Source organism: Vibrio breoganii (assembly GCF_001677275.1).
Classification (GTDB): Bacteria; Pseudomonadota; Gammaproteobacteria; order Enterobacterales; family Vibrionaceae; genus Vibrio; species Vibrio breoganii.
Map to the genome: position 1 here is coordinate 499,645 of NZ_CP016178.1, position 15,110 is coordinate 514,754.

Genomic DNA, 15,110 nt, shown 5'->3' on the forward strand with positions numbered 1-15,110 from the left:
TACAAGTTACTTAGCTGTGTAAGTATCGTGAGATACGTCTAGCTGGTAGAAAGTTGCTTGTGAGTAGTCGTCTAGGTCGCCAGAGATGTTTTGGTTGTAAACACCCGCTTTGAAGTACATGTACTTGCCGCCAACGTCGTAGCCACTGTCGCTCATGTCTACAACTTGAACTACGTCATCGTGACCTTCGCGCATTAGAGACACAGTCATAGTGTTGCCTTTAACTTCAATGCGGTAGCTGAATTTCTCGCCTAGAGCGATACCATCTTCACCAACTTCAGCAGTCAAGTCACCCACTAGAGGGTAGAAATCTTCTTTAGTTGCGTCTTGGCTTTCGTGTGCAAAGTAAACAGCACCTGTTGCTTGGTTAGGCAGTTTACGGTAGTACAGACGAATTGGCTCATCGTTTTGGTCGTGAATCTGACCGATGATAAAGCGACCTACTTCGTTCGCGTTACCCGTAGTTGTTGCGTGGTCGATTTTCAACGTTGCTTCTAGAACGCCGTCAATACCAGCAGCTGCTTTTAGGTCTGATTCAGGAGCGCTTGAGAATACCCAGTTGTTCTTGTTAACACCTTTAGTGCTAATAGACTGGTCGCCACGGCGCATCATTTCACGAAGCTCTGTACGTGCGTACTTAGTGTTTTTAGAGGTACGAACACCTTTCACATAAGACTTAAATACTAGGCCGCCGTCGTCAGCAGTGTAGAAGATTTCTGGGTGTTGGTAACCGTTTGCAAGGTTCCACTCAGAAACGTCATCTGGCTTGCCATTTTTGTCATGATCGAATGGTTGAGATAGGTACCAATGCGTCATGTCAAAGTTTTCGCTTGGTGCGTTACCTGCAAGTGGAGTTGCTGGTAGACCCGTTACTGCTGGTAGTGGGCTACGAGTGTCACATTTTACTGTAGTATCACAAGGGTAAACTGCAGCTACACCGAAGTCACCAGAACGTAGGTCTTTGCGCGCCTCTTTAAGTGCTTTTTCTGCTGCTTTCATTTCAGCGATCATTACGGCTTCTGCAGCTACAACGTCTGAAGTGATGATGTGGCTAGCAGGACAAGCGTTAACGTTACAGTTAACAGCTGCTAGTTCAGTGACACTGTTCCAACCGCTTTTTGTGTTACCGTGACCAACGTATTTTACGTAACGAGCTTTAACCGCAGGCTCAAACTGGAAACGCTCAAGGCCGAGGGCTTCACCTGAGCTCATTTGGTCTGCAAGTACAGTCGTCCACGTTTCACCATCTTCACTTACTTGAATATCAAATTTAGATTGACGCTCATTACCTTTGCTAAATGCCGCTTGAACAGCGTCGAATTCTTGTACTGAACCGTAGTCCAACATTGCCCACTCGCCGTCACCAGCTGAAGACCAACGCGTCGTTAGATCTTGGTCGAAAAGGCGATCAGGGCCATTACCATCGTGGCTGCTTGCTGTAATAGCAACGGGTGTAAGAAGAGCTTCGCCCGTCTCTTTGTTGTTGTCGAACTGTGGAACTGAAGTAGAAGTACAGCCAACAGCTAGTAATACAGAAGTAGCTAATAAGCTTTTTAGATATATATGTTTCATTTATCCATTCACCTAATGTTGTGAAAACCAACAATGTAATTTGTAATATAAAAAGAATTTTGAATCGTTTTTTTGATGAAGAAGGCTTATCTATCCATGCTTCTACATCGCCTGATGCCCTTTAGAACTTGATTGCTCAATGCATTTACAAATTAAGAATACATATTTTAATAATACAAATGTAAATAAGTATTTGTAAATGCGATCAAGGTCTAATTCAGATTCTCTAATAGTGATCTATGTTCAAAGAACTGAAGCTAACGTCGAAAATTTGTCCAGGATATTCAGGTTTAAACTGAGGATAGATTCCTGCTTTGAAGTAAAAAGCGATATCTGAAGAGGCCCAATCTGAGGATAAAACCACAGTGTCGCCATCTTTATCGGTGTAGTTTTGACCCCAAGGTATTGAGTGCGCGACTCGGTTACTGCCATCAGTGTCATAGGTAGCAAGGTAGATACCATCTTCATCGGCACGAATGGTATAACTCCATTCCTCACCAGCAGCATAGGTGCCTAATTCAACGCTAAATGGCTCACAGTGACCACAGTCTTGGTTATTGATTTCGTAATCATCATTTAGGATGACTCGAACGGGTCTGCTATCGCCTTCCCAAAGCAGCTTAACTAGCGCTTGATTGATCTTCCAACCATGTATCTGACCTAAAACCACTTTAGGTTGACTGATGTTTGGATGCTGTTCGACTTTAAGGGTTGCGTTTAATGTATGAGTAGAATCACCTGTTCTTGAATCGTCTAGATACCAGCTAGTGTCTTCATCACTGGTGCTACAATCAGGGTTATTGTTACTAATAAACAGTTCTCTAAGCTCTGAGCGGATGTAACTTGAGTTGGCAGTAGAGGAACCGTAACCCATGTCAGCTCTAAAGTGCATTCGCCCATCTTCTACACTGAAGTAGGTGGTATTGTTGTCTGGGTCTTTATCTATGACGTCTTCATCGTTTGCCAGTGTATCCTTGTCTGAATAACCACAGCGTTCTGGAGTAAGCTCAGCTGCACTATCACCGCCAGAGAAATAGTAATCATCTTTGCTCGCAGGAATAGTGAGCTTCCAGCTATCAATATCCCAATCGTAAGCAGTGTTTGAATCGCCCGTTAGAACTTTGAGTGCTCGGAAGTGAGCTTCTGATTCACCATTTTCAAATTGGTTGTACACGCCCGCTTTAAAGTAGCTCAGCAGGTGTTCCCAGTAAGCGATATTCAGATCAGCTTTGACAATGTCATTCACTTCAATGGATAGGTTATTTTCTTGAACGATTAACTCAAACTTAGTGAATGCTTCTGTATCGGCTTCGCCAAGGTCGTATCGGTCGTAGGCATTCTGACACTCTGCAGAATCTGGGTCAGAACCGTCACCCTTACAATCTACGGCGTTATTTTTTACAACCGCCCAGTAGTGACCGTATTTACCGTCACGCTCAAGTTCGTAGACAACACGCAAAAGCGGGTGAGGGATGTATCCCGTACCATCACTTGACGTTCCCTTATTGTGAATCTGCAAAAACGTAACCTGGTCTCGACTTGAAGAAGAGTCGCTCATGGCATCTTCGATACCTGGCAGTTTCACCTCAGCGAGTAGGGTACGTTTTTCATCTTCAACATTAATATCGAAATTGTCTCTTTCGCGAACTTCATTGCGCATAGAGTAGTTCGACATCTTAAACACAAGATACTGCGTGTTCTCTTGGGCATAAAAGTATTCATCATAGTACCCATAAAAGTTCCCATTGGTCACAACGCTCTCTTTATTGGATGCGCTACCGTAAGGGTCAGACTGCTGTAAGTCTGAATTTGAAAGGATATCTTGATATTTAGTAATACTATAAGGAGCAATTGGATCGCCCGGCTCAACAGGTTCACTCGTGCCGGGGTCTGAGTCATTGGGATTATTGTTATTGCCTGAGCTATCACTGCCTCCACAACCAGTCAGTGCGGTTGCTAGCATCAATGCCAAAATTGATTTATTCATTTCCATGAGAATATCTGTAACAAAAAGTAATAATTAAGAATGTTATTTGTACTATTTTATGTCAATTCGATGTCATGGAAACTGTGAGCATATGCACAGAGGTGGTAAGGATATGTGAACGAGATTTTGTTTTGGCATAAAAAAGGCCCATCTTTCGATAGGCCTGATGCTTATAAACTCGTAGGTTTATCTTTGCGATTTTGATTCGCGCTTAACAAGTTCCATCTCGAACTCGTCAGGGTAAAGAACGATGCCTTCACCTTCGTGGTCTGGGAAGACAACCAGAGATAACTCGTCTTCTTCAAGACCATGAGTCCAGCGAGACTTCCATTTGGCTATTGAAATAGGTTCAGCAGTAAAGCCTTCCCATTCACCAGTAGCCCAAAGCAATGCATGTTCTTCTGAAGGCCACACTGGAACGCATTCTTCGTCTTCAGTGTTTAGCATTACACTTCCGTGCTCATCAATTAATAGCCAGATTTTCTTATCGTTTACTGCAGCCTTAAAGAATAAATTAAAGCGCTCTGATGGATCCTTTGGGACATTTGGAGTAGTAGCAGAAGTCATTGCATGCCTTTGATATATAAGTGTGTCCCACACAGTATAACCCTGTGTAATAGCGAGAGCGAGAAGCAAGTCACTTTTTCAGCCATCAATGAATATCAACGCATCACTGAGAGGGTGAACTGAGATTCCTAACGAAGTGGTGCGTACAACTAAAACTCTGAGAGGTCGTGCTAAAAATGTGCGACCTTTTCACTTTCCTTTCTATTTTTCTGCCAGAATCATTCCAGTATCTACTAACTGGAGAAAACCATGAACTCTATACCCCTTCTGGGCGCGGGCACCTACAGACTCAAAGACGGTGCTGGCTATGATTCGGTGAAAATGTCACTAGAAGCAGGATTTCGTCATATCGATACGGCTCAGATCTATGGGAATGAAGAAGAAGTAGGCCAAGCGATTGCCGATTCTTCCATTCCACGTGAAGATGTCTTTCTGACCACTAAGGTTTGGATAGATAATTTTGCTAAGGAAAAGTTTGCACTTAGCGTTCAAGAAAGCCTACAAAAACTAAAGACAGATTACATCGATCTGTTGTTGATTCATTGGCCTCTTAAAGATGATGAAGTGCCGATGGAAGAGTACCTTCCGGAACTAAAAGCGCTAAAAGATTCGGGCTTGGTTCGTCATATTGGTGTGTCTAACTTCACCAATGCGCAGCTTGAAAAAGCCATCGATATCCTAGGTGACGGCGAGATTTATACTAACCAAGTTGAAGTACACCCGTATTTGCAAAATCATAAGGTGGTTGATTTCTGTGAAGCGAACGGCGTGATTGTAACGGGATACATGCCTTTTGCTTACGGTGACGTACTACAAGATGAAACCATTCAAGCCATTGCCAAGGAGCATGATGTGAGTCCTGCTCAGGTTGTGCTTGCGTGGATGCGTCAAAACGAGTTCGTGACGATCCCTTCATCAACCAAGAAAGCCAACATTGAGAGCAACTTGCAGTCCGAAAAGGTGACGTTGACGGAGTCTGATATGGAGAGGATCGCTAGGCTTGATAGAGACCATCGCCTTGCCAGCCCGAGCTTTGCACCTGACTGGGATTAAACCATTAACCGTGAGGTTACTCGCTAGATAAAAAGAGCCCGAAAGACAGTGTCTTTCGGGCTCTTTCACTAAATGGCTCAGATTATCGGTTTAGGCTGATTTGATGTTGTAGAGCGTTGCAAATAGCAAGGGTACCACTATCAGTGTTAACACTGTCGAAAAGCCAAGACCTGCCATTATCGTTACTGCCATCGAGCCAAAGAATGGGTCAGCGACAAGTGGTATTAACCCTAATATGGTAGTTAATGCCGCCATACTGACCGGTTTCACGCGGCTCGTTGCGCTATCAAGTATTGCCACATAAGGCGCTTTGCCACTGGCTAAGTCAATATTGATTTGGTCCATCAGTACTATGCCGTTTTTCAATATCATGCCACTAAGACTTAGCAAACCAAGCAGGGCGGTAAAGCTAAACGGAAGATTGGTGGCCAACAACCCGTAACTGACACCCACGATAGATAGAGGGACAGTCAACCAAATTACCAGAGGCTTTCTAAACGAATTAAACAGCAACATGGTAATGATAAACATCATTAGATAACCCATTGGCATGGCGGCGCCTAGACCTTCTTGAGCATCTTTGGAAGACTCGTATTCTCCTCCCCATTCTAGCGAATAGCCCTCTGGCAATTCGTAAGCTTCAACCATAGGTCTCAGGCGAGAGAAGAGTACTGCTGGGGTTTCATCGCTAAGGATGTCGTGATCCGCTAGAACGCTAATCTCACGCTTACGATCGCGTCGCATGATCAGAGATTGCTCCCAATCGAGATTGAGTCCATCGATAACCTGTTCGATAGGAACATAGGTTTGCAACACCGGGCTCCAGATCTTCAACAAATTAATGGTTTCAATATCTAAGCGCTCATAGTCAGGCAATCGCGTAACTATTGGCAGCTGCTTAGTACCATCACGCAGGACACCAATAGTGCTACCTCCAAATGCCATGTTAAGCATGTTGGAGACGTCTTCTTTTGAGATCCCAAAGCGTCGCGCTTTCGACTCATTAAACTCTGGCACTATGGTTTTGGTTTGTTCACGCCAGTTATTGCGTATGTTTCTTGCGCCAGGATCTTGAGCGATAATCTGCTCGAGATCAGCCGCGATACTTTTTAGCTGCTGTGTATCCGGACCAACAACCCTTGCTTCAATCTTAGACGCGGGCGCAGGCCCAAATTCCACCACCTGCAGCCTGAAATCAGCAACAGGGAAGCGTTTTGACAGCTCGCTATCCAAGGTGCTTATTAGCCCGAACATATTGTCCAGCGAATCAGCTCTTATAGCCAGTTGAGCGTAGGACTCATAAGACTTTTCTGGTTGATAAGTCAGAGCGTAACGCTGCAGGCCTTGTCCTATGGTGGTCGTTACATATTCTACATTTTCAAGTGAGCGTACATAACTCTCGATTTCATTAGTGACTGTTGTTGTTTCTCGAATATCAGTGCCTTCTGGCATCCATACGTTGGCGTAAAATATGGGTGTATTAGAGACAGGGAAGAACTGCTGTTTTACATAGCCAAACCCAAATACAGCCGATGCCAATAAAGCGACTAAGGCAACGATGGTGGTCCATCTGAAGCGAAGAGCAAGCTTTAAGCTCCATCTAAAGACAGTGAAGATTGCGCCTTTATACAACTCGTCATCATCTGCGGTTTCTTGTTTGCTGTTGGGTAGGAACTTCTCGGCTAAGAATGGGGTAATGGTCAGCGCCGTAACCCAGCTTAGAAATAGTGAGTAACACAGCACCCAGAATAGAGAGCCCATGAACTCACCCGTGGCATCCTCAGACAAACCAATAGGGGCAAACGCGGTAATAGCGATAACCGTCGCGCCAAGCAGAGGCCATTGCGTTTGTTTTACTATGGCGATCGCGGCATCGGTTTTTGACAACCCACGCCTAATGCCGACTAAGATCCCCTCAACGACTACTATGGCGTTATCGACCAGCATACCTAGGGCAATGATAAGCGCGCCCAGTGAGATGCGGTGGAGTTCTATATTGTTGTAATCCATTAGGATAAAGGTGCCAAACACGGTCAATAGCAGCACTAAGCCAATGATTAAACCGCTTCGCAGCCCCATAGCAAACAAGAGTACGACGATAACGATGCCGACGGCTTGAGCGAGACTGATAATAAAGCCGTCTACGGAGTTAGCCACCTCTTGTGATTGATCATAGAAGTAGTTGATCTCCATACCCGCAGGGGTGTCTTTATCAAGCTCAGCTAATCGCTGTTTAACCTGCTCGCCAATCTCAACGACATTCACGCCAGAGGCAAAAGAAATGCCTATGTTGAGAGCCGGCTGACCGTTATATAAAACAATATTCTGTGGCTTCTCTACTATGCCTCGAGAGATGTCAGCAATGTCTTTTAGACGAATCAGTTTACCCGTATCTCTACCATGTATAACCAAGTCTTCTAACTGTTCTGTGCTAGATAGATTGCCCGTAGGACGAAGAGGCAGTGACAGCCCTGAGATCATCACATCACCGGCAGGTTGAACTGCGTTCTGCTGGCTAAGTAGCCCAACCACGGTGGCGTAATCAAGGTTTAGGCTAGCCAGACGCTCGGTGGACATCTCCACGAATATCTGCTCTTGTTGATCGCCCGTGATCATCACCTTGCCGACACCATCAACCAGCTCTAATTCGCGCGATAAAAAGTCGGCAAATCGCTTAAGCTCTGGGTAGGTATACACGTCACCTGTGAGCAGTAGCGACATACCGTACACGTCGCCAAAGTCATCCATGATGCTTATACCTTGGACTCCTTGGGGAAGACTAGGGCTCAAATCATTGATTTTGCGTCGCATCTCATCCCAGATTTGCGGTAACTCATCTGGACCATACTCCATTCCCATGCTCACCATAATCTGCGTTTTACCTGCTGATGTGGTGGAGGTGATCTTATCGATGTAGGGAAGCTGACGAATGGCTTTTTCTAACGGATAGGTGAGCTCTTCCTCAACCTCTAGCGTTGTCGCACCAGGATAGGTAGCGATGACCATGGCGTCTTTCAATGTAAATGCTGGGTCTTCTAATCGACCAAGATTTGAGAAAGAGGAGATCCCACCAATGGCTAGGATCACAATAAACATCCAGCTGATAACGCTGTTCTTAATTGATAGGTTTGCGATATTCATGATTACTGGTGTCCGTCCACGAATTGGATTGCTTTGCCTTGGGTTAACTTAGAAAGCTGCGACGCGATGAGTTGGTCGCCCAAATCTACGCCATCGATGACCAATGCACCTTCAGCTGTGACTGTTGAAACTAAGACCTTAGTAAGCTCGGCAGAGCCAGCTTCATTGACCCGCCAAACAGAGAAGTCACCTTGCTCTGCTTGAGCGACAAGCAGGTTTAAAGGCACCAATAGTGCCGTTTGGTTACTGTCTTTAAATTGGTCGATGTTGATGGCAACGAGTGCCGAGGTCCCAGGTAGCAATAGGCGACTGGACTGTTCTAGTTCGAATCTTGCCAAGTAACCTTTTATCTCTGCTACCGGTTCGGCGGAAAAGAGCTTTAGCTTAGCGTCGTAGCTTTTATCTAGCGTCTTGACGCGCACTTCAGCTTGAACCTCATAGGGGTCATCAAGTTTCTTAAGTTGCTCAATAAAGGCTTCCGATACGGGTACATCGATAGTGATAACATCATCTTTATAGATAGAAAGCGCGGTCTCTCCACTGGAAATGTTTTGATAGCTTTCAGCGTCAATGGTCGCCACGATCCCATCAAAGGGTGCGATAATATGAGAGTGCTTTAGCTCTTGCATTAGCACCTTATATTGGATTGCGGTTAGCTGCTTGTTAGCCTTTAACTCGTCGTATTCAGAGGGAGATAACATTCCTTTATTTTTCAGAGTCTCGGCGCGTTTAAATTGCGAGTTCGCAAGATCACGCTGCGCCTTTGCATCTTGTAATTGCTGTTTGAGCTTTGCTGTATCTAGGCTTGCAAGCACGTCACCCTTTGTGACTCTGTCACCGGAATTGATCGTCAGTCGCCCAAGCTTGCCGTCGTGCCTAAAGGCGAGGGGAGTCATATCCGCAGGGACAGTAGTGCCTTGAAATGTACGTTCGCTGATGACGACTTGTTGATCGGCCGTATAAGCCTTAACAAAAAGCGGTGCACGCACTTTCGTTTCACCGTTAGAAAAACAGCCGCTTAGTGCCAAGCACAAGCTTGATATTACAATTAGTTTTTTCATTAGATGCCTCGCTCTCGTGTCCATGGGCGCACGCGTTGTCCCTCTTGAAGAGAGTGAACGCCACTTTCTACGATAAGTTCGCCATCCTCTAAGCCGGTCACTTTGCCTGTTGCTGCGTTAATAGATACCTGTCTCTTTTCTACCCTTGTGGTGTTTTCATCAAACACCCAAAGCTCACCAACCGTTTCCTGTGAGTGGGACTCGACTGCTATCCATGTAGATTCAGAGAGTTGCTCTAATGCGTTGGATTCAAGCGGAAAGTGAACGGTTAACCTTCCAGAGTTACCAGGCAATAGCGGGATTTCTTCGTTATCTATGGTCGTTGTTACTTGATAGCTATTGGTGTCTTTATCTGGCTGACTCGATACTTCTTTTAACTTGGCTTTCATTGGCTGAGCGGGCTTGCCATCCAATTCAAAAGTTAATGAGTATTCTCGCCCCATCAGTTTATGAGCGGTAACAACAGGTACAGACACAACAACCTCATAGGAAGAGGTATCAACAAGATTGAAAATAGGTTGCTGCGGTGCGACAAGTTGGTAAGGATTTACAAATCGAATGGATATTTGTCCATCAAACGGCGCATGGATCTGGGTATAGGACAGGTCGGTCTTTGCTTGACCCAGCTCAGCTTGAGTCGATTGATAGCGAGTCACGGCTTGTTCATAAGAGTCTTTACTGATCAGCTTTTGGCTGGCCATACGTTTGGCGCGTAAGTATTGCGCTTTAGCCAAGTCGAACTGCGCTTGCTTACTTTGAAGCAATAGTTGGTAGTCCGATTTATCTAACTCGGCAAGAAGTTGTCCTTGTTTCACTTCCTGACCCATTTCTACATAGATCTTAGAGATCTCCCCGCCTAATCGGAAAGAGATAGGGGTAGTTTGCGAGGCTGAAACCTCTCCTAAGAATTGAAATGGGGTCGAATCTTTGTTGGATTCAAATCTTTCAATCTTTACTGGTTTCGTGAGTTCAACGACGGGTTCGTTGGAACCTGCCTTGTAACATCCACTTAATGAGAGACCAATTAGGATGGCCGCTCCTCTTACGAATAAATGCTTCACAATACGCACTCGATTTTATTACACAGGCGTGCAGTATAATGGAGTCATATTGATCTAATCAATATATTTTACACTTGTGTAGTAATAAACTTTGATAAAACAGTGGTAGTATTGAGGAAGAGAAATTCGGAGCGATGAATGAATCAAAGAAAGCAAGGGCGACGAACAGCGGAAGAAGCTGAGCGTACACGACTAAAAATACTGACCAGTGCGGCTTATCTGTTTTGTGAAAATGGCTACAACCAGGTTTCTATTCGCGATATAAGTGAGAAAGCAGGCGTAACTCATGGTTTGGTGAGACACTATTTTGGCGTTAAAAATCAGATATGGTCCTCCATTATTCAAGCCATTCATCAGTATATGGATGACTATACCGATAAGTTGAATGCACGGATTTCTGCTGACTTACCAAGCCAGCAACGACTGTATTTATTTTTGAGTCACTTGATGGGCTATATGTTACGTAAGCCTCAAATGATCCAGATTATGCTCGACTATATCCATCACCCTGAGAACGAAGTCGAACAGCTCGACAAGAAATTTGGTGAAATGCGCAGTAATATTACCAACCTAGTTAAAATGACGACCGACTGTTTGCCTGATCCTGTTCGTGCTCATACTACTGAGCCTGATGTGGTGATGTGGCGATTTTTGGTTCATGCTGGCGGGGCAGTAGCATTTAAACCATTTTTATCAACGGCTTGGCCTTCATTGAATGTTGAGCAGTGCTTATTTTCTCACTGGAAGCTTTATGAGCAGCAAATTGCGCTCGAGTATCACATTGAGCCAGAGGATCGATTATCTGCCACAGAGCTTAAGGACGTAATTTTAGATATTCAGGTGTTGGATGAAGAAACGGACGCCCTGTTCCAAAGCCACTTTCCAGAATGTGGAGCCAATTGATACGTTGGTATGTCCTGAATTTGCACAGCAGTGAGGCTAAAGTAAAATTAAACTGTAGAATAGTTACTATTTTTCATAGGCTTGCTGATATTAAGAAATTGATTCTTTCGCTACTTAGCACTATCCCTATCGCAGTCTGGGGGTGGTGCTATTTTGTGTCCGGCGCATGGTGGGCCGAAAACCTCACCGCTGTTCCCTTTGTTATGCTTGTCGCTTACCTAACTCTGTCGCTGCTTTCAGTGTTTTTAAAAGAGAAGGTGCTGTCAGCGATAAATATTGGTTTTGCACTGCTGTTTTACTCGATCACACCAAACAGTAAGGCGGTAACTCAGGATGCTTGTGGTGACACTGTCACAATTGTTCAATACAATTTAGCCTTTGAAAATACCAACCTAAAACAATTCACGGATTTTTTAGAAAGAACGCAACCTGACTTGGTGGTGATGCAAGAAGTGTCACCTGAACACGGTCAAGCCTTTGCACATTTATCGAATCTCTACCCTCATCGCTATGGCGGACAACCTAAGGTGGGCTATCCATCAAACCAATTAATATTGAGTCGCCACCTACTGTACGGCATGTCGGTATTTCGCACACCAGATGGGCAGAACATCATTCGAGGTATATGGCAACCCAGAGTTGGTGTCGATATAGGGTTGCTCGCAGCGCATCCCCCATCACCACGCACTAAAGCATTGTGGTATCGACGAGATGCGTTAATTCGTACAGCAGAATACTTAGCCAATAGCTCTGCAGTTGAGCGAAATATGGTGATCGGCGATTTTAATCTGTCGTCTTCAAGTCCATCCTATAAAAATGCATTTGTGGGTTATCAATCCCTGCCCGTAGCAAGCTGGAAGGGCATACGATCCGATATTCAGATCCCCGCAATTGCTATGGCTTCAATCGACCACCTTTGGCTAACGAGTGGTGTGAATTCTGATTTCTCTATTTGTGCTCGAGAAGCTCTTAGTGAAGTACAAGGGTCAGATCATGTACCCGTTAAGACACTTTTAGGACTTTAAGCTAAGGAGTGGAAGTTACCTCTTAGTGACTTAAATGCTCTCTAAGGTTTTGGATGAATAGTGCGTATTTTCTAGAGTGACAATTGTGGTATGAATGATCGCTTTTATACTGATTCATCATGTGAATAGGTTGATGAGGTAATTGAAAAATGAACCGAAAATGTGTGATCAACTTCATGTTTGATGGGGTGCATAATCCAATATTTCGGTGCTAATATTCTCATAAATCATACAATACGACATAGAGTTGAATCCTACATGATGAATACTAAGACCCTTAGTTTTGCTACCAGCAAGAAGTTTGCACTTAGCACAGTTGCTACTTTCGCTGCTGCTCTAACCATTAGCGCAGGCGCACAAGCTGAGACAAAAGCACCTTCTGACAAATTTGACCTTCTTGGCTGGACGATTAGTGTCCCAGTTGACTCAAACGGTGACGGCAAGTCAGACCAAATCAAAGAGAATGAGCTGGCTGGTGGCTATTCAGACGCTGACTTCTTTTACCTAGATGAAGATGGCGGTATGGTATTTAAGGCTCCTATTAAAGGCGCTAAAACGTCAAAGAACACCACCTATACTCGCTCGGAACTGCGTGAAATGATGCGTCGTGGCAACACTTCTCATAAAACCAAGGGCGTTAACGGTAACAACTGGGTTTTCTCTAGTGCACCTGAAGCAGACCTAAAAGCAGCCGCTGGTGTTGATGGTACTCTAGAAGCAACTTTGAAAGTTGACCATGTCACCACTACCGGTGAAAACTGGCAGGTAGGTCGTGTGATCGTAGGCCAGATCCATGCAAACAACGATGAACCAATTCGTCTTTACTACAGAAAGCTTCCTCAGCATGAAACAGGTTCCATCTACTTTGCACATGAACCACGCGAAGACTTTGGTGATGAAACTTGGCACGACATGATTGGTAACTCACTACCAAACTATTGGAATCAAGACGCGACTCCAGCAGAGCCTAAAGACGGTATCAAGCTTGGTGAAGTGTTTAGCTACCGCATTAACGTAACAGGTAACGAGCTAACGGCGACTATCATGCGTGAAGGTAAAGACGACATCGTTAAAACAGTAGACATGTCTAAGAGTGGCTACGACGAAGGCGGTCAGTACATGTACTTCAAAGCGGGTGTATACAACCAAAACAAATCGGGTAAGCCTGATGATTACGTGCAAGCGACTTTCTACGACTTGAAAGTGACTCACTAATCCAACCATTTTAAACGAAAGCCACTTCAGATAATGAAGTGGCTTTTTTCTTTATAACGGCACTGTCGTTTCTAAGCTTGAGGGGAAGTGCTCCAGTCGCCGCCTAATGCTTTATACACCGCTATTGTGCTGTTAGCCGATTGCAGTTTGGCTGCAACTTGGCGGTCTTGAATAACCCGTTGCTGACGCTGAGCATCTAACACCGATAAGTGGTCAATCAAGCCTGCTTTGTACAGAGATTTCGCCTTTGATACCGCTTTATCGGTCGCTTCTACCGCTTCGCTAAGCTGGGTTTGATTTTGCTGGCTTCGGCCATAAGCGAAGAGAGCAGAGTCAACCTCAGCAAAGGCTGAATCGACAGTATATTGATAGCTCAACGCAGCTGACTTAAAGCGAGCCTCGTTTAACTCAACCATAGCCTTACCTCGGCCACCGTCAAAGACGTTCCAGTTAACGCCTACAGCGCCCATCCAGCCAAATGAATCGCTACTAAAAAGTTCATCGAAGCTGCTTGCCGAAACTCCAGGTGTACCTGTCAGAAAGAACTTTGGATAACGGTTAGCAACGCTTGCTGCAAGTTCTTCGTTCACAGCCGCCATTTCCCGCTCCGCCATTCGAATATCGGGTCTGCGTTTAACCAAATCAGAGGGTAACCCTACAGGAATTAGCGCTGATAGCTCTGGTAGTCCACTGTCGTTTGTCAGCCGAACATCAACTTGTGTGAGAGGCTCTCCCAGTAAAATGGCGAGGCGGTGTTTATGTACTTGTTCAGCGATCTCTAACTGTGGAATAACGGATTCAGTAGCTGCAAGCATAGCTTTTGCTTGGGCGTAATCCATATCTGAACCATAACCGGACTTAACAATTTTCTCTACTAAGATAAGTGTTTGGCGTTGGTCTTCAATATTTTCCATTGCAAGTTTTTTACGCTCTTTTGCACCTAGGTATTGCACATAGTTGTGTACTAAATCTGCCGTTATTAACGTTGTTAGTCCTACTTGAAAAATTTCTGCTTGTTCTGCTCTGATAGAGGCAGCGTTCGCTTGCCTATCAATTCTTCCGAAAAGGTCCAGTTCCCAGTTTATTGATCCCCCAATAAAAACACCATCATGTTGGTTGTCCAGTAGGGTTACTGTACCGCCGTCTGATGTATCAATTGGATTTAATGCAGGCCCCAATAAGGAGCTATTTGAGCTGAGTTGGTAATTATAATAGCCACCCCCAATACTGACAGTTGGCACTTTGAATGACTCGACGGCTTTTTTGTATGAATTTGCCATTTTGATGCGCTCAGCTGCCAGCTGCAATGGAATGTTTTGTTGCTGTACATCGACGATCATTTGATTCAAGGTTGGATCATTGAATTGTTTCCACCAGTATTCCGAATTGACGCTCTCCTCATTACCCGCATATAGGTAGGTTTGAGCGAGTGTTGTTTCAGGCTCCTCATAGTCCGGTCCTACAGCACAGCCTGCAATCAACAAAGCCAGTGAAATGGGAGTCAGTTTTTTTATTAAGTTCATGA

The 15,110-nt window shown here is 44.8% G+C and carries 10 protein-coding genes and 1 pseudogene; 4 read left to right on the top strand and 7 right to left on the bottom strand.

The features are described 5' to 3' along the window. Positions 1–6: 6 nt before the first annotated feature. The 3 genes from A6E01_RS15215 to A6E01_RS15225 form a co-directional block, all read right to left on the bottom strand. Positions 7–1,572 carry a polysaccharide lyase family 7 protein gene (locus tag A6E01_RS15215; protein WP_017030097.1) on the bottom strand — a complete coding sequence of 522 codons (1,566 nt, stop codon included), beginning with the start codon at positions 1,570–1,572 and terminating at the stop codon, positions 7–9. A gap of 226 nt (positions 1,573–1,798) precedes the next feature. Continuing rightward, positions 1,799–3,559 (bottom strand): polysaccharide lyase family 7 protein, encoded by a 1,761-nt coding sequence (locus A6E01_RS15220; protein WP_026026278.1) that lies wholly within the window; start codon positions 3,557–3,559, stop codon positions 1,799–1,801. A 186-nt stretch (positions 3,560–3,745) separates the two neighbouring features. Next, positions 3,746–4,126, bottom strand: a complete 381-nt coding sequence (locus tag A6E01_RS15225; protein ID WP_017030099.1) for a DUF2750 domain-containing protein — start codon at positions 4,124–4,126, stop codon at positions 3,746–3,748. A gap of 249 nt (positions 4,127–4,375) precedes the next feature. Here A6E01_RS15225 and dkgB point away from each other — a divergent pair, with 249 nt between their 5' ends. After that, positions 4,376–5,179 (top strand): 2,5-didehydrogluconate reductase DkgB, encoded by an 804-nt coding sequence (dkgB, locus tag A6E01_RS15230; protein WP_017030100.1) that lies wholly within the window; start codon positions 4,376–4,378, stop codon positions 5,177–5,179. Positions 5,180–5,269: 90 nt separating this feature from the next. Here the strand turns inward: dkgB and A6E01_RS15235 are convergent, their stop codons facing one another. From A6E01_RS15235 to A6E01_RS15245, 3 genes are read right to left on the bottom strand one after another with little or no spacing between them, the layout of a single operon-like run. Then, on the bottom strand, positions 5,270–8,320 hold the full coding sequence (locus tag A6E01_RS15235) for an efflux RND transporter permease subunit (RefSeq protein ID WP_065210617.1): 3,051 nt from the start codon (positions 8,318–8,320) through the stop codon (positions 5,270–5,272). 2 nt (positions 8,321–8,322) lie between these two features. Then, on the bottom strand, positions 8,323–9,381 hold the full coding sequence (locus A6E01_RS15240; RefSeq protein WP_065210618.1) for an efflux RND transporter periplasmic adaptor subunit: 1,059 nt from the start codon (positions 9,379–9,381) through the stop codon (positions 8,323–8,325). Then, positions 9,381–10,442 (bottom strand): efflux RND transporter periplasmic adaptor subunit, encoded by a 1,062-nt coding sequence (locus A6E01_RS15245; protein ID WP_157935231.1) that lies wholly within the window; start codon positions 10,440–10,442, stop codon positions 9,381–9,383. Before A6E01_RS15245 ends, A6E01_RS15240 begins: the two co-directional genes overlap by 1 nt. Before the next feature lie 138 nt (positions 10,443–10,580). Here A6E01_RS15245 and A6E01_RS15250 point away from each other — a divergent pair, with 138 nt between their 5' ends. The 3 genes and pseudogenes from A6E01_RS15250 to A6E01_RS15260 form a co-directional block, all read left to right on the top strand. Continuing rightward, positions 10,581–11,345 carry a TetR/AcrR family transcriptional regulator gene (locus A6E01_RS15250; RefSeq protein ID WP_065210620.1) on the top strand — a complete coding sequence of 255 codons (765 nt, stop codon included), beginning with the start codon at positions 10,581–10,583 and terminating at the stop codon, positions 11,343–11,345. A gap of 155 nt (positions 11,346–11,500) precedes the next feature. Next, the gene (locus tag A6E01_RS15255; RefSeq protein ID WP_026026280.1) at positions 11,501–12,370 is read left to right on the top strand and encodes an endonuclease/exonuclease/phosphatase family protein; all 870 of its coding nucleotides are present in this window, start codon (positions 11,501–11,503) and stop codon (positions 12,368–12,370) included. 372 nt (positions 12,371–12,742) lie between these two features. Beyond that, positions 12,743–13,585: pseudogene (locus A6E01_RS15260) on the top strand (polysaccharide lyase family 7 protein); the annotation flags it as partial. Positions 13,586–13,656: 71 nt separating this feature from the next. On the opposite strand, the gene A6E01_RS15265 reads toward A6E01_RS15260, so the two are convergent. Continuing rightward, the gene (locus tag A6E01_RS15265) at positions 13,657–15,108 is read right to left on the bottom strand and encodes an efflux transporter outer membrane subunit (protein WP_017030106.1); all 1,452 of its coding nucleotides are present in this window, start codon (positions 15,106–15,108) and stop codon (positions 13,657–13,659) included. Positions 15,109–15,110: the final 2 nt, after the last annotated feature.

Coding starts and splice junctions, on each gene's coding strand:
- A6E01_RS15240 (WP_065210618.1), bottom strand. CDS start 9,381: ATGAAAAAACTAATTGTAATATCAAGCTTGTGCTTGGCACTAAGCGGC.
- dkgB (WP_017030100.1), top strand. CDS start 4,376: ATGAACTCTATACCCCTTCTGGGCGCGGGCACCTACAGACTCAAAGAC.
- A6E01_RS15220 (WP_026026278.1), bottom strand. CDS start 3,559: ATGAATAAATCAATTTTGGCATTGATGCTAGCAACCGCACTGACTGGT.
- A6E01_RS15225 (WP_017030099.1), bottom strand. CDS start 4,126: ATGACTTCTGCTACTACTCCAAATGTCCCAAAGGATCCATCAGAGCGC.
- A6E01_RS15265 (WP_017030106.1), bottom strand. CDS start 15,108: ATGAACTTAATAAAAAAACTGACTCCCATTTCACTGGCTTTGTTGATT.
- A6E01_RS15250 (WP_065210620.1), top strand. CDS start 10,581: ATGAATCAAAGAAAGCAAGGGCGACGAACAGCGGAAGAAGCTGAGCGT.
- A6E01_RS15235 (WP_065210617.1), bottom strand. CDS start 8,320: ATGAATATCGCAAACCTATCAATTAAGAACAGCGTTATCAGCTGGATG.
- A6E01_RS15215 (WP_017030097.1), bottom strand. CDS start 1,572: ATGAAACATATATATCTAAAAAGCTTATTAGCTACTTCTGTATTACTA.